Consider the following 14,882-nt stretch of genomic DNA (forward strand, 5'->3'; position numbering starts at 1 on the left):
GGCTGGGCGCATGCTGTTCCCTGCCCTTCGTCCGCTGCTTTTCACACTCGATCCCGAGCGCGCGCATCGCCTTTCGCTCGCTGGCCTGAAACGGATGCCGACCGGAAAACCGCCGCGCCACGACCCGGCGCTGGCGGTCACGCTCGGCGGTCTGACCTTCCCGAGCCCGGTCGGGGTCGCACCGGGGTACGACAAGGATGCCGAAGTGCCCGACGCGCTGCTGGGCCTCGGCTTCGGGTTCGTCGAGGTGGGCACGATCACGCCGCTGCCGCAGGCGGGGAACCCCAAGCCACGACTGTTCCGGCTGGTCGAGGATCGTGCGGTCATCAACCGCATGGGGTTCAACAATGGCGGGGCCGAGGCGGCGCACAAGCGCCTGCGCAAGCGCGCGGGCAGGCCGGGGATCGTCGGCATCAATATCGGCGCCAACAAGGACAGCGACGATCGCATCGCGGACTATGCGCTGCTGACCGAGCTGATGGCACCCCTCGCCAGCTATCTGACGGTCAATATCTCCAGCCCCAACACGCCGGGCCTGCGCAACCTGCAGGCAGGTGATGCGCTGAAGGACCTGCTGGCCGGCGTGTTCGAGGCGCGCGGGGCCGATGGGCCGCCCGTGTTCCTCAAGCTCGCGCCCGATCTGGAGCCTGCGGAGATCGACGCCATTGCGAAGGTCGCGCTGGATAGCCCGCTGGCCGCTCTGATCATTTCCAACACCACGCTGGCGCGGCCTGCGCTGGGATCGAAGCACGCGGGCGAAACGGGCGGCCTCTCGGGCGCGCCGCTCGCCCCGATTTCGCTCCAGCGACTCAAGGATTTCCGCAAGGCGACGGGCGGGCAAATCCCCCTCATTGCCGCCGGGGGGATCGATAGCGCCGATGCCGCATGGGAACGGATCGTCGCGGGCGCGAGCCTCGTCCAGCTCTATTCGGCGATGGTCTATCGGGGGCCAATGCTGGGCCGCCGTATCGCGCACGGCCTTGCGCAACGCTTGCGGTGCGAGGGCTTTGCCTCGATGGAGCAGGCAATCGGATCGCAAGCTTGAGGATCACCATGCTGTTTCGCACTTTCGCGGGGTTTGCCGCCACCGTCTCGCTCGCCGGATGCGCCGGCGTCCCGGCCGAACCGCTGGCCACCAACGCCGAGGCGGCCGCGCCCGCCTTCGCCGGGGCGGTTGCCTCCGCCGATCCGCGCGCCACGGCGGCGGGCGAGGCTATGCTGGCACAGGGCGGCAACGCGGTCGACGCGGCGCTCGCCACGATGATCGCGCTGACCGTGGTCGAGCCGCAGAGCTCGGGCATCGGCGGCGGCGGCTTCATCCTCTACGGCGCGCCCGACGGCAAAGTGGAAAGCTACGACGGGCGCGAGAAGGCACCGTCCTCCGCCACCCCGGACTGGTTCCTCGGGCCGGATGGCAAGCCGCTCCCCACCGGGGAGGCAACCATCAGCGGGCTGAGCGTCGGTGTGCCCGGAAATCTCGCGGTCGCCGCGAAGATCCACGGCGAGCATGGCAAGCTGGCATGGGCCAAGCTGTTCGAACCGGCTATCGCGCTGGCACGCGACGGAATCGTCCTCAACGCGCGGCTTCGCTCCTCGCTGGAGGGTCAGGTGAAGCGCGCCGGCCATACCGAGGAAGGCCGCGCCCTTTATTACACCCCCGACGGCGCACCCAAGCCGGTCGGCACGCGGATTGTCCAGCCAGAGCTGGCCGGCACGCTCGCGCGTATCGCGGCGGCCGGACCGGAGGCGTTCTACCATGGCGACTTCGCCGAAGGGCTCGCCCAAACCATCGCCACGCAGACGCCGCGCACACCCGCGATGACCGCGAGCGACATCGCCGCCTACGAAGCGCGCCGGCGCGATCCGGTGTGCGGCGACTATCGCGGATACAAGGTGTGTTCGATGGGCCCGCCCTCGTCAGGCGGGATCGCAGTGATCGGCATCCTCGAACAGCTTGAACGCTTCGACCTCGCCGCGATGGGGCCGAAATCCGTCGAAGCCTGGCACCTGTTCCTCGAAGCCCAGCGGCTCGCCTATGCCGACCGCGAGATCTACACCGGCGATGCCGATTTCGTCGATGTGCCGACGCAGGGCCTGATCGATCCCGGCTATCTCGCCAGCCGGTCGCAGCTGATCGATCCCGCCAGGGCCGCAGCTTCGGTCGCCCCAGGTACGCCGCCCGGCGCCCCCGCCCCGACCCCGGCGGGTGAAGCCTATCCCGAAAGCGGCACCACCCACTTCGTCACCGTCGGGCCGGATGGCGCAATGGTCAGCTACACGAGCACCATCGAAGGGGCCTTCGGCTCCGGGCTGCGATACGGCGGGTTCTACCTCAACAACGAGCTGACCGATTTCGACTTCGCCCCGGCGCGCGACGGGATGCTCTCGGCAAACCGGGTACAGGGCGGCAAGCGCCCGCGCAGTTCGATGTCACCCACCATCGTCTACGACCCGCAGGGCAAGCCTTTCCTCGCGCTGGGCGCGGCAGGCGGCGCGACCATTCCGATCCAGACCACGCGCGCGATCATCGGGGTGATCGACTTCGGCCTCGATCTCGAAGACGCGCTCGCGCTGCCGATGGTGATGGCCTTCGGCGACCGGGTGATCGTGGAAAAGGGCAGCTGGTTCGAAGGCGCGACCGCGCAATTCAACGCGCTCGGCCATGCCAATGTCACTGCCAGCGACTTCCTGTTCCGGACCAATGGCGCACTCAACACGTCCGATGGCTGGGTTGCGGCTTACGACCCGCGGCTCGACGGTCTCGCCTACGACCGGCACGAGGACACGACGAAGCTGCCCTGACGCAGGCATGTCGGCGGAAGCTTGCCGTAGGGTCGGCGGGAGCCTAAACCGCCACGATAAGTATAAGTGCAGCCGGAATTGGGGAGTTGGTGCACCTTTGACGCAGCTTGAAGAGATCGAACGGGCGAGCAATCTTGTCTCGCTGTTCCTGCAACGCGCCGACGCAAGGGGCGACGCGCCCTTCCTCGGTCGCAAGGTCGCGGGCGAGTGGCAGACCATCAGCTGGCGCGAAGCCGCCGACGCGGTCTGCGTACTGGCCGAAAACCTGCGCGGGCTTGGGCTGGGGGATGGCGACCGGGTCATGCTCGTGTCGGAGAACCGCCCGGAATGGTGCATTGCGGACCTCGCGATTATGGCGGCAGGCTGCATCACGGTGCCCGCCTACATCACGAATACCGAACGCGATCACATCCACATCCTCGACAATTCGGGGGCGAAAGCGGTGATCGTGTCGAACGAGAAGCTGTCGGGCCCGCTGATCCCGGCGATCTTCCATACCGGCATTGCCGAACACATCATCCCGATCGAAAGCGTGCGCGGATACCAGGGCGGCAACCTTGCCTGCCATGGGTGGGAGCGAATGACGCAGGGCGATGCGCAGGCCGCGCGCGCCGCCGTGGATGCGCGGATCGCGAAGATCGGGCGCGAAGATACTGCGTGCATCATCTACACCAGTGGCACCGGCGGCGCGCCGCGTGGCGTGTTGCAACACCATGGCGCGATCCTGTGCAATGTCGCAGGCGCAGCGGACATCCTGATCGACGATTTCAACCTCTCGGACGAGGAACGCTTCCTGTCCTTCCTCCCGCTGAGCCATGCGTACGAGCATACGGGCGGCCAATTCCTGCCGATCGGGGTCGGCGCCCAGATCTATTATTCCGAGGGGCTGGAAAAGCTCGCCGGCAATATCGAAGAAACCAGCCCGACCGTGATGGTGGTGGTCCCGCGCCTGTTCGAAGTGCTGCGCACGCGGATCATGAAGCAGATCGCCAAGCAGGGCGGCGCTGCCAGTTACCTGATGGACCGCGCGCTCGAGATCGAGGAGCGGGCGGGCCCCAACGGCAAGAAGCGCCTGCGCGACAAGCCGATGGATCTGCTCGTCGGGAAGCTGCTGCGGCCCAAGATCCGCGCCAAGTTCGGTGGGCGCATCAAGGCGATGGTATCGGGTGGTGCCCCGCTAAACCCCGACGTCGGCACCTTCTTCCAGGCGCTCGGCCTGCCGATGATGCAGGGCTATGGCCAGACCGAGGCAGGGCCTGTCATCAGCTGCAACCGCCCGGCTGCCGGAGTCTCCATGGACACGGTCGGCCCGCCGATGAAGGGCGTGGAAATCCGGATCGCGGAGGATGGCGAGATCCTGTGCCGCGGCGAACTGGTGATGCACGGCTACTGGCAGAACCAGCCCGAGACGAACCGTGCGTTGCAGAATGGCTGGCTGCATACCGGCGACATCGGCCATCTGGACGAGAAGGGCCGGATCGTCATTACCGATCGCAAGAAGGACATGATCGTCAACGACAAGGGCGACAATGTCGCCCCGCAGAAAATCGAGGGCATGCTGACGCTGCAGCCCGAGATCGGGCAGGCCATGGTCGCCGGCGACCGGCGGCCCTATGTTGTCGGACTGATCGTGCCCGATACGGAATGGTCGCTCGACTGGTGCAGCGCGCAGGGCAAGCCGATGGATTGCAGCAAGGTCCATGAACTGCCCGAATTCCGCGCCGCGATCCGCAAGGCGGTCGACCGCGTGAACAGCGAATTGTCGGTGGTCGAGAAGGTGCGCGGCTTCGCTTTCGCGGACGAGCCTTTCTCGATCGAGAACGAGGAACTCACGCCAAGCATGAAGATCCGCCGGCACAAGATCCGCGAACGCTATGGCGACCGGCTCGACGGATTGTACCGCAGCTGACGGGGGCGGTTCGACGAAGGTGACAAAGCCGTCACCGCTCTGGTGGTGGAAGGGTGCGCGCGCGGGTCGCCCGTGCGTCGCTCAGGCGGCCTCGTCTTCCAGCGCGACATATTCGGGGAAGAAGCTCGGCGCGCGATTGGACCATGCCGGCGCGGTTGCGGCAGCTTCGCTCAGCGACTGCAGCAGCAGTTTGCGGCGGGCAGGCCGCAGCTGCGGCATCGCGGCACCGGCGCAGAACGCACTCGGCAGCCACGGGCGGACCTGCGCGCCCAGCAGGCGTTCGTAGAGGAAGCGGAAGGGCGAGAAACCGTCGATTCGCTCCTGCGCCAGATCGAAGGCCGCGAGGCGCGAGAGCTGGCCGATGAAAGGCCCGATCAAGTCGTTCGCGTCGGTCTCGGGGATTGCGTGACGCATCGCCTTGAGGTCCTGATAGGCGACGTACTGGCGGCGAATCGCGACATTCTCCGTTGTATTTCGGGCCCACAGCTTGAACGCGTCGCACCGCCCAAGCCCGACATCGAGATTACGCCGGATAAAGCGCTGTTCGCAGGCGCTGAAGCTCGCGAATTCGCGCATCTCGGCGATGCTCAGGCTGGTGGTATTGTTCGTCGTCGCCATCGTGCCGCTCCATCGGGCCGTGATTCGATGGAACCATGTTTCGCCGAACTTGGTAAACAATCCGCTAAGCGTGCGATCCGCGCGTCGGGGCGAAGAGTACCCGCAGGCTGCGCGCGGGCTAGATCAGTCCGGCGAGCGGGCTGCTGGGATCGGCATATTTGCGCGTGGCCATCCGTCCGGAAAGATAGGCATCGCGCCCGGCCTGCACCGCCAGCTTCATCGCGCGGGCCATGCGAATCGGGTCCTTCGCCTCGGCGATCGCCGTGTTCATGAGGATGCCGTCGCAGCCCAGCTCCATCCCCACCGCCGCATCCGATGCAGTGCCTACGCCCGCATCCACCAGCACGGGCACATTGGCCCCTTCCACGATCAGGCGAATCGTCACCCGGTTCTGGATGCCCAGCCCACTGCCGATCGGCGCGCCCAGCGGCATGATCGCGACGGCACCCGCCTCTTCCAGCTGCTTCGCGGCGATCGGGTCGTCCGCGCAGTAGACCATCGGGTGAAAGCCTTCCTTCGCCAGCGTCTCGGTCGCGCGCAGGGTTTCGCGCATGTCGGGGTAGAGCGTTTTCGCCTCGCCCAGCACTTCCAGCTTCACGAGGTCCCAGCCGCCCGCCTCACGCGCGAGGCGCAGCGTGCGCACCGCTTCGTCGGCGGTGAAGCAACCGGCGGTGTTGGGCAGGTAAGTGACCTTCTTGGGGTCGATGAAATCGGTCAGCATCGGCTGGTTGGGATCGGACACGTTCACCCGGCGGACCGCCACCGTGACGATCTCCGCCCCGCTCGCTTCGAGCGCGGCGGCGTTCTGCGCGAAGTCCTTGTACTTCCCGGTGCCCACGATCAGCCGCGAGTGGAAGGTGTGCCCCGCAACGCTCCAGCTGTCGTTCTCTTCACGCACATGGTCGCCGCCACCGACGAAGTGGACGATCTCCAGCCGATCGCCATCGGCCAGCGCAATCTCGCCAAGCTGCGAGCGGGGCGCAATCTCGCCATTATGCTCGACCGCGACCTTTTCGGGCGCGAAGCCGAGGTCGCGCACCAGCGCGGCAATGTCGGAGGCGGAGGTGGTGCAGCTCTCGCCGTTCAGCTGAATCGATTTGGTGTCGCTCATGGCACGAGCGACATAGGGCTCAGCGCGATTGGCGCAAGCTTCGGCGCGCATGAGCGCGCGGCGAATGACGCAGGTTGAGGACATGGCCGAGCGACACCAGCGCCACGCCGATGATCGTCAGCACGGCCTCCTGCACGCCATGCGGGGCAGCCAGCGCGCCGCCCATGAAGGTCAGGCCGGTCATCGCCACGACGAAGGGCATCCGGCGGCGATGGCGCACGGCCCCGATGCCGATCGCGACTCCGGCAATGATCGTCGCGGCGGCCAGCCCCCACCAGTGCAGCTCTGGCGCGAGCAGCCAGCCGCCTGCGAGGCCGAGCGAGGAGATCACCACGATCGTCAGCACGCAATGCACCGCACACAGCGTAGACAGGGCGATGCCCAGCGCATCGAGCCTGATGCGATTCGAAAGGCTCCGGAAGTTCATGGAGCGACAGATATGTGATGTTGTTTCATTTTACAAGGCACGGGGGTGCGAAATTCCCTTTCGACGCGCTTGCAAGTTTTTGCCGCAATACGCATTCATACCGGATGGCTACAGCCTCCCTTCCCCATTCGGGCGTTCACGCCCAGGACCACGACCGGCCGGGCTGGCTGGCGTGGTGGCTCCTCCTCGTCGCGGCGATGGTCGTACTGATCGTCGCGGTCGGCGGGATCACCCGGCTCACCGAATCGGGCCTGTCGATCACCCAATGGGACCCGGTGACGGGTGTGCTGCCCCCGCTCAGCGACCAGGCGTGGCAGGCCGAGTTCGCCCGGTATCGGGCCACCCCCGAATACCGTTTCGAGGCGGGCCCGGCAGGCATGACGCTCGCCGATTTCAAGAACATCTTCTTCTGGGAATGGTTTCACCGCCTCATCGGGCGGGTGATCGGCCTCGTCTTCGCCCTGCCGCTCGCATTCGCGTGGGTTAGAGGCTGGATCCCGCAGGGCTACAAGCCGCGCCTGCTCGCGCTGCTTGCGCTGGGCGGGTTGCAGGGTGTCTTCGGCTGGCTGATGGTCCGCTCCGGCCTCGGCGGGACGATGACGGACGTCAGCCATTTCTGGCTTTCGGTCCATCTGTGCACCGCACTCTTTACCCTTGCGGGCCTCGTATGGACCTCTCTCGACCTTCATGCGCTGAACCGTGATCGCACCGCACGCCCTGCGCGCTTGCGGCCCTTCGCTATGGCCGCGGGCGGAGTGCTGTTCGTCCAGATCCTGCTCGGCGCGTGGGTCGCGGGCCTCAATGCGGGGCTGGCTTCGAACACCTGGCCGCTGATGCAGGGGCGCCTCCTGCCCGAAGCGGATATGGCACGCGGGCTCTTGTGGGCGGTGACCCACGATCCCTTCCTGCTCCACTTCCTCCACCGCTGGTTCGCCTGGGCGGCATTTGCCATGCTGCTCTGGCTGGGCTTCAAGGCCCTCCCGCGTGGGGGCAACGCCGGCAAGGCGCTGATGGGGCTCGCCACCGGACAGGTGCTGCTCGGCATTACCACCGTTATCACCGGAGTGTCGCTGTGGATTGCGGTTGCGCACCAGGTGACAGGCGCGTTGCTGGTCGCCGCGACGGCGGCTGCCGCGCACGCGATCGGTCAGCGGATCGGCGAGCCGACGGCGTGAGCGCGCTGATCTACACCGTTTTCGCAAGCCGGGAGGATGCAAAAGCGGTGGCCGCCAAACTGCTCGATGAACGCCTCGTCGCCTGCGCCAATGTGATCGGCCGCATCGAGGCCCTATTCGAATGGGATGGCGAACGCGGCCAAGGCGAGGAAATCGCGGTGCTGTTCAAGACCCACGCGGACCGGCTCGATGCGGCGGTCGCGCGGCTCGATGATCTGCACCCCTACGATACGCCGGCGATCCTCGGCTGGCGCGCCGATGCGAGCGGCTCGGCGACCGGCCCCTGGCTCGCCGAACTCCTGCAATGAGAGCGTCGATCGGGCGGCGCGGCTTTCTCGCCGGTGTCGGAGCGATGGCTCTGCTACCCGGCGCGTTGCGGGCAGGTACTATCGCGGGTGAGTTCATCCTTTCGCGTGCCCTGTGTCGCAGCCTGCCCGATTCCCTGTATGTCGAGGCCACCCGGCAGTGGCGGATTTCCTTCGCACCGGCTGGGAACGGCACAACCCTGGTCAACGGGACCCAGATCGCCGTGGAGGTCGCCGCGCCGCCCGCACTCGCCGCGCTCGCCGATCTCGAACGTCGCCGGGTGGAGAGCGGCTTCCTGCCGCTGAGGCTCGACGCCGAAGGTTCGATCCTTCCCGCCGATCCGGGCTCCGCTGCGCCCGCCCTGCCGGAAACGGCCGTAACCGCGGCGCTGGACTACGCACACGAGCGGACGGCCGGCGTCGCGCCCGAGGCCGCATCGCGCCAGTTCATCCGGGACATCTCGGATCGCGGCCATGACTGGCTGACCCTGCTGCCGCGCGACCTGTTTTTCCCCGTCCCGAGAGATTCCAGCGCCAGCCGCGCGATTGCCGTGCCCGACGGGACCGAAGGCACCGTGACGATGCGCGAAAAGACCGAGGCCGATCCGGCCACCGGCCTGATGGTAAGCTTCCTGCGCGAGGCGGAAACGACCACCGGCGAGATCACCCGAAAGGGCCGGGACCGCTGGGCGATTGCGGATGCGGTACCATAATACCTCTCGCCTATACCGCATGATTGCTTGACTTGAGACGCCTTCGGACGCATTAGCGCGCTCCACGACCGGCAGGACGACTCGGCGCAACGCCCGTTTCTACCTCCGGCGAGACCCCCCAATACTCGAGGGACACGATAGCCATGAAGGCGCTCAGCAAGATGACCCGGTCGATCAAGCCGGCCGAGGTCGAAAAGAACTGGTTGGTGATCGACGCGGAAGGCCTCGTGGTCGGCCGCCTCGCCGCGATCATCGCGAACCACCTGCGCGGCAAGCACAAGCCGAGCTACACCCCGCACGTCGATTGCGGCGATCACGTGATCGTCCTCAATGCGGACAAGGTGAAGTTCACCGGCCGCAAGATGGGCGAGAAGAAGTATTACAAGCACACCGGCTATGCCGGCGGCATCAAGGAAACGACGCCCGCGAAGATCCTCGAGGGCAAGTTCCCCGAGCGCGTGCTGGAAAAGGCGGTTGAGCGGATGATCCCGCGCGGCCCGCTGGGTCGCCAGCAGATGAAGGCGCTGCACCTCTATGCCGGCACCGAGCACCCGCACGAGGGCCAGAAGCCCGAGACGCTCGACGTTGCTTCCATGAACCGCAAGAACAAGGCTGTCGCATAATGGCCGACGAAAACAACAACCAGGAAGAACCGAAGACCGAGAGCGTGCGCGATCTCGCCGATCTGGCGAACATCGCGGGCGACGCGCCTGCCGCCGACGCCGCCGTGGTGGCCGAAAGCACCGCGCCGCTGCGCGAGCAGGAGCTGGACAAGCAGGGCCGCGCCTATGCCACCGGTCGCCGCAAGGACGCCGTTGCCCGCGTCTGGGTCAAGCCCGGCAAGGGCACGATCACGATCAACGGCAAGGAGCAGGAGAAGTATTTCGCCCGCCCCACGCTGCGCCTCGTGATCAACCAGCCGTTCGCGATCACCGATCGTGAAGGTCAGTACGATGTCGTCGCCACCGTGCGCGGCGGCGGCCTTTCGGGCCAGGCCGGTGCGGTGAAGCACGGCATCAGCCAGGCGCTGACCAAGTACGAGCCCGCGCTGCGCAGCACGGTCAAGTCGGCAGGCTTCCTGACCCGCGACAGCCGCGTGGTCGAGCGTAAGAAGTACGGCCGCGCCAAGGCACGCCGCAGCTTCCAGTTCTCGAAGCGTTAAGCTACAAGGCCAACCAATCACCAGGAGGGGCGGTGCCGCGAGGCGCCGCCCTTTTTGTTTAACCGGCGTCGGCGTTGCAAAAGCCGTGCATCAGATCTCTTGTCGAAACCAGACATAGCAATCGTCTGCGGATGCGGGATTCGTCCAATCAAGAAACCGTAGCTTTCGGAGCACAGAGATCGAGCCGGCATTCTCCGGGAAGGCGAGCGCGGTAATCTGGGTGAGCCCAAGATTGTCCCGCCCGTATTCGAGAACCGCCGCTCCGGCCTCGGTGGCAATGCCACGCCCCCAGACACCAGGGCAGAATCGGTAGCCAAAATCGACAAGGCCGGAGATGCGCTTGAGCCGCAAAATCCGATGACTGCGCCACTCTCCCTGTCGGTCACCGCATAACGCGTGAGATCCTGACCTTTTTCTCGTTCGATACAGTCGCGGATATAGTTCGACGCAGCCTGCCTGCTGTGCGGCTGACCATCTCCCAGGTAACGGGTGACCCGCTGGTCCCGCACAATCGCGTGGTATGCCTCGATGTCATCTTCACGGAGCGAACGGATCAGGAGCCTGTCGGTCTCGATATGCACGTTCTATCGATAGCACAGCGGCACGTGCATCCGATGCCTCAGCTCACCGGCGGATCGGTCCGCGGAACCGCACCGACCGGCGCGACCGGCTCGCCTTCTTCGCGGGGCGGATGTGCGTCTTCGGGCACGTCGTCGATCTTCATCGCCTCGTCCTCGATATTTTCCAGCGTGCGAATGCATACACGCAGGCTTTCGCCGTCCCAGTGCAGCTCGTTGAAGCTGGGCGGAGTGGAGCGCAAACGCTGCGACAAGGTCCCCGCACCAATCATGCGCACCGGCCCGTGCGGGGTATCCTCCATGATATCGAAGGCATCGTGGACGTGGCCCGACAGCACGCCGAGCACGTTGCGTTTGGCCAGTTCGGCGAGCGCTTTCGAACCGCCGCGGGTCAGCGCGGTTCCCTGCGTGCCGACTTCGCGCAGCGGGTGGTGTACGGTGACCAGCGCACGCGTTCCCTTCGGCAGGGCGTCGATCCGCGTGAGGCATTTTTCCAGCGCATCGCTCGTCACCCAGCCCTTCGACCAGTTGAAGCGCGGCTGCATCCGCACCGCCGTCTTGAGCGGGACCAGCGCGATCCCGGGCAGGTCGATCTCGCGCTCGACCACGTCGCGCAGCCGGCCGAAGCGCTTGTACGGCGCAAGGAAACGCTCGATCAGGTTGAAGTAGGGCATGTCGTGGTTGCCGACGTCGAGAGTGACCGGCGGGGCGAGCATTCCGATCCACTGTTCGGCCGCCCTGAATTCGTGATGCCGCGCGCGCATCGTCAGATCGCCGGTGATCGTGATCGCGGCCGGCTTCAGGCGCGCGACCTCGGCGGCGAACCAGTCGAGCGCCTCGTTATTCTCGAGCCCGAAATGGATGTCGCTGACGTGAAACAGCAGAGTATCCGCAGGATTTTCCGGCACGGGTTCAGGCACCTTCCATCAGTGTCTCGATCAAGTCGACCGGGCAGGCGTCGAGCGTGAAGACCTCCCGTTCCTGCCCATGGGCAGGTTCGCCGTCGAGCAGCAGGTCGAGCGGCTCGTCTCCGGTGCTTTCCAGCACCAGCCGGTCGAAGGGCCCATAGGTATCGTGCGGGCCCTCGCGGAACTCCTGCCGCAACAGGGCCCAGGTCTGAGCAAGGAAATCGGCGCCGGTGCGCGCGTGATAGGCCGCCACATCGAGGCCCCCGGCATGCGGCACAAGCTCGAGGATGGGATATCCCTCCCGCTCGCCCGCATCGGGCTCTGCGATCCGCACGGGAGGCATGCCGGTGGTATCCTGCAGCGCGGTGCCCGTGGCGGAGAGCATGGCCGAAGGATCGCCCGCACGCAGCGCCTCGCGCACCTCGTTCCAGCTGGTGCCGGGGCCGACGAGCAACCCGGCCAGCGCGATGCCTTGCGCACTGCGGATGATCTTGGGGCGAGACCTGCGCGCCTTGCCCGTCGCGAAGGCATGCAGAACCTCGTGCACCACGGCATCGCCGTGCAGGCGGTGGGTCAGCAGGTTCTGCGTTCCGCCCGGCAGGGGGAGGACGGCACCGCTCCACCCCGCCAGCGCGGCGACAACGGCATTGATCGTGCCGTCGCCACCAAGCGTCACCACGGTTTCGACGCCGCGATCCTCAAGCTGCTCGGGAGTGGGGATCGAATCGCGCGGGAAGGTCGTGCGCTCGGCAATGCACAGGTCGGATCGCTCGCACGCTTCGTGCAGGTCGGAAAGCAGCTCTTCACGTACAGAGCCGCTGCCCTCGTTGGTGATCAGCCAGATGTCGCGGGATTTGGTCATACTATCCAAAGGCCCCGGCGCAGGCGCGGTTCCGTGGTCGAGGATTTATCAGCCGTCCCGGTCCGCGGAATCGCCCTCGGGATCGATCCGCTGGACCAGCAGCTTGTCGATCTTGCGGCCGTCCATGTCGACCACCTCGAACCGCCAGCCCTGGTGGGTGAAGACCTCGCCTTCCTCGGGCAGGTGCTTGAGCACCCACAAAGCGAACCCGGCTGCCGTCGCAAAGTCGCGGTCTTCCCCGTAATCGAGATCGAGGCGATCGCGCAGTTCCTCGGCGGAGAGGCTGCCGGAGACCAGCAGCGATCCGTCCGCGCGCTCGATCACTTCGGGGATCTCGCCCTGGTCCTTGTCGCTTTCGAACTGGCCGACGATCGCAGTCAGCAGGTCGATCGGGGTGACGATCCCGTCGAGATGGCCGTATTCGTCGTGCACCATCGCCATCGCGACATCGGCCTGCTGGAGCACGCGCAGCGCGTCCATCGCATCGAGCTGATCGGGAACGACCTCCACTCGCTTGACCATGTCCGCCAGCGCGAAGGGCCCGCCGGCAACCATCGCCGCCAGCACGTCGCGCACCTTGACCACGCCGATGATCCGGTCGGGCGATCCCTCGCCGACCGGCATCAGCGAATGCGGGCTTTCGGCGAAGGTCTGTTCGATCTCGCCGCGGTCGGCGCTCGCGTCGACCCAGTCGACCTCCGTGCGCGGAGTCATCAGTTCGCGCACCGGCCGGTCGGCAAGGCGCACGACGCCCTTCAGGATCGCGCTCTGTTCGGCTTCCAGCACGCCGCTGCGGGTCGCTTCGGCGAACAGCATCTGCAGTTCCTCCGCAGTGACGCTGGACTGCCCGCCGGGACGCACGCCGAACAGGCGGACGATGGTGGCGGAGGAGAAATCGAGCACCCACACGACCGGCGCGGCGATGATCGCGAGCCACTTCATCGGCCGCGCCATGACGAGGGCGATCGGCTCCGCCGCGCGCAGGGCAAGCTGCTTGGGCACCAGCTCGCCGATCACCAGCGTCGCATAGGTGGTCAGCGCGATCACCAGCGCGAACCCTGCCTGGGCGGCCAGGTCGGGAGACATCCCCAGCAGACCTTCCAGCCGCTCGCCGATCGGGCCGCCGAGGCTGGCGCCGGAATAGGCACCCGAGATGATGCCCACCAGGGTGATGCCGATCTGCACGGTAGAGAGGAACTTGCCGGGATCGCCCGCCAGCTCCAGTGCGGTGGCAGCGGCGGCGCTGCCACGCTCCGCCTTCGCCTGCAGGCGCGTGGTCTTGGCGGAAACGATCGCCAGTTCCGACATCGCAAAGACCGCGTTGAGCACGATCAGGCAGGCGATGATGAGAAGGTCTGTCCAGGGGAAAGGTGTCACGGTTCCTGTGCGCTAGCACAAAAGAGGCGCCACGCCAGCCGTCATCCCGCCAATGGCACGCACAGCAGCGGTTCATGCGCGGGCTGCTGTGGGAACCGGGCCGACCAGGGCGGCGTTACGGATTGGGCGAGCGTAGGTGGAACGCTGGCGCCGACGTGCGTGCGCATCACGGCGCATGAAGATATAAAAGAGGGACAGAAAAACCTATGAAGACCCCCCGCATCATTCTCTCCTCGGTGGCCGTTGCCGCCCTGGTGAGCACCTCCGCTTGCGTGACCGATCCTAACACCGGCGAACGCACCTTCTCCCGCACCGCCGCCGGCGCCGCCATTGGCGGTACCCTTGGCTACCTGCTGGGCGGCGTGATCGGCGGCGATGCCGCACGCATCATCGGCGCGGGCATCGGCGGTAGCGCCGGCGCGGTCATCGGCGACCAGTTCGACGACCAGATCCGCGAACTCGACGAACAGACTGCAGGCAGCGGCGTCGACGTCGAGGAAATCGGCGACCAGGAAGCCATCCTCGTCCGCCTGCCCGACGGCGTGACCTTCTCGACCAATTCGTCGACGATCAATGCCAATTTCCAGCGCACGCTCGATACGATCGCCAACAGCATGATCCAGTATCCCAACAGCCTGATCGACGTGTACGGGTTCACCGACACGACCGGCCAGCCAGGCTACAACCAGGATCTGTCGGAACGCCGCGCACAGGCCGTGGCAGACTATCTCGTCCGCCGGGGCGTTTCGCGTTCGCGCATCGCGACCCGCGGCTATGGCGAAGACCCGCAGTACCTGCGTGTGCAGACCGCCGACGGCGTGAACGAACCGCTCAACCGCCGGGTCGAGATCAAGATCGTTCCGATCAGCCAGGAACAGGTGAACGCAGCGCGCAACTAGGCGCCAGCGTCATCATCAGACAGGACGGGGCCGGCG

15 protein-coding genes and 1 pseudogene are annotated in these 14,882 nt (G+C 66.4%); 9 read left to right on the forward strand and 7 right to left on the reverse strand.

The genetic code is table 11. The features are described from left to right. The first annotated feature begins 10 nt into the window (after nt 1-10). From ACYQ0L_RS07110 to ACYQ0L_RS07120, 3 genes are all read left to right on the forward strand, one after another. A complete protein-coding gene (locus ACYQ0L_RS07110) occupies nt 11-1,045 on the forward strand; it encodes a quinone-dependent dihydroorotate dehydrogenase (protein ID WP_459788348.1) in 1,035 nt (344 codons plus the stop codon). Nucleotides 1,046-1,053: 8 nt separating this feature from the next. After that, a complete protein-coding gene (gene ggt, locus ACYQ0L_RS07115) occupies nt 1,054-2,802 on the forward strand; it encodes a gamma-glutamyltransferase (RefSeq protein WP_459788349.1) in 1,749 nt (582 codons plus the stop codon). A 97-nt stretch (nt 2,803-2,899) separates the two neighbouring features. Continuing rightward, nucleotides 2,900-4,711, forward strand: a complete 1,812-nt coding sequence (locus ACYQ0L_RS07120; protein ID WP_459788350.1) for an AMP-dependent synthetase/ligase — start codon at nt 2,900-2,902, stop codon at nt 4,709-4,711. 81 nt (nt 4,712-4,792) lie between these two features. Here ACYQ0L_RS07120 and ACYQ0L_RS07125 read toward each other — a convergent pair whose 3' ends face one another. The 3 genes from ACYQ0L_RS07125 to ACYQ0L_RS07135 form a co-directional block, all read right to left on the reverse strand. Next, the gene (locus ACYQ0L_RS07125; RefSeq protein WP_459788351.1) at nt 4,793-5,329 is read right to left on the reverse strand and encodes a hypothetical protein; all 537 of its coding nucleotides are present in this window, start codon (nt 5,327-5,329) and stop codon (nt 4,793-4,795) included. Between the two features lie 118 nt (nt 5,330-5,447). Then, complete coding sequence (gene thiS / locus ACYQ0L_RS07130; RefSeq protein ID WP_459788352.1) at nt 5,448-6,440, reverse strand: sulfur carrier protein ThiS; 993 nt, start codon at nt 6,438-6,440, stop codon at nt 5,448-5,450. A gap of 19 nt (nt 6,441-6,459) precedes the next feature. Beyond that, complete coding sequence (locus ACYQ0L_RS07135; protein ID WP_459788353.1) at nt 6,460-6,867, reverse strand: MerC domain-containing protein; 408 nt, start codon at nt 6,865-6,867, stop codon at nt 6,460-6,462. 104 nt (nt 6,868-6,971) lie between these two features. On the opposite strand from ACYQ0L_RS07135, the gene ACYQ0L_RS07140 reads away from it, so the two are divergent. From ACYQ0L_RS07140 to rpsI, 5 genes are all read left to right on the forward strand, one after another. After that, on the forward strand, nt 6,972-8,042 hold the full coding sequence (locus ACYQ0L_RS07140) for a COX15/CtaA family protein (RefSeq protein WP_459788355.1): 1,071 nt from the start codon (nt 6,972-6,974) through the stop codon (nt 8,040-8,042). Next, nucleotides 8,039-8,350: a divalent-cation tolerance protein CutA gene (gene cutA / locus ACYQ0L_RS07145; protein ID WP_459788356.1), complete on the forward strand. Its 312-nt coding sequence runs from the start codon at nt 8,039-8,041 to the stop codon at nt 8,348-8,350. The genes ACYQ0L_RS07140 and cutA overlap by 4 nt, the downstream gene beginning before the upstream one ends. Then, nucleotides 8,347-9,060 carry a hypothetical protein gene (locus tag ACYQ0L_RS07150; RefSeq protein ID WP_459788358.1) on the forward strand — a complete coding sequence of 238 codons (714 nt, stop codon included), beginning with the start codon at nt 8,347-8,349 and terminating at the stop codon, nt 9,058-9,060. The genes cutA and ACYQ0L_RS07150 overlap by 4 nt, the downstream gene beginning before the upstream one ends. Nucleotides 9,061-9,203: 143 nt before the next feature. Next, entirely contained in the window at nt 9,204-9,683 is a 480-nt protein-coding gene (gene rplM, locus ACYQ0L_RS07155; RefSeq protein WP_459788359.1) for a 50S ribosomal protein L13, read from the forward strand. Then, on the forward strand, nt 9,683-10,222 hold the full coding sequence (rpsI, locus tag ACYQ0L_RS07160) for a 30S ribosomal protein S9 (RefSeq protein ID WP_459788360.1): 540 nt from the start codon (nt 9,683-9,685) through the stop codon (nt 10,220-10,222). Before rplM ends, rpsI begins: the two co-directional genes overlap by 1 nt. Nucleotides 10,223-10,312: 90 nt before the next feature. Here rpsI and ACYQ0L_RS07165 read toward each other — a convergent pair. The 4 genes and pseudogenes from ACYQ0L_RS07165 to ACYQ0L_RS07180 all read right to left on the reverse strand — a co-directional run bounded on the left by ACYQ0L_RS07165 (nt 10,313) and on the right by ACYQ0L_RS07180 (nt 13,947). Then, nucleotides 10,313-10,803, reverse strand: a pseudogene (locus ACYQ0L_RS07165) (GNAT family N-acetyltransferase). A gap of 38 nt (nt 10,804-10,841) precedes the next feature. Beyond that, a complete protein-coding gene (locus ACYQ0L_RS07170; protein ID WP_459788361.1) occupies nt 10,842-11,708 on the reverse strand; it encodes a metallophosphoesterase family protein in 867 nt (288 codons plus the stop codon). A 4-nt stretch (nt 11,709-11,712) separates the two neighbouring features. Next, nucleotides 11,713-12,570: a diacylglycerol/lipid kinase family protein gene (locus ACYQ0L_RS07175; RefSeq protein WP_459788362.1), complete on the reverse strand. Its 858-nt coding sequence runs from the start codon at nt 12,568-12,570 to the stop codon at nt 11,713-11,715. A 48-nt stretch (nt 12,571-12,618) separates the two neighbouring features. After that, nucleotides 12,619-13,947 carry a hemolysin family protein gene (locus ACYQ0L_RS07180; RefSeq protein WP_459788363.1) on the reverse strand — a complete coding sequence of 443 codons (1,329 nt, stop codon included), beginning with the start codon at nt 13,945-13,947 and terminating at the stop codon, nt 12,619-12,621. A gap of 206 nt (nt 13,948-14,153) precedes the next feature. Here ACYQ0L_RS07180 and ACYQ0L_RS07185 point away from each other — a divergent pair, with 206 nt between their 5' ends. Then, the gene (locus ACYQ0L_RS07185; RefSeq protein WP_459788364.1) at nt 14,154-14,846 is read left to right on the forward strand and encodes a YiaD family glycine zipper/OmpA-like lipoprotein; all 693 of its coding nucleotides are present in this window, start codon (nt 14,154-14,156) and stop codon (nt 14,844-14,846) included. Nucleotides 14,847-14,882: the final 36 nt, after the last annotated feature.

The sequence above is a fragment of the Alteriqipengyuania triglochinis genome (assembly GCF_054655655.1).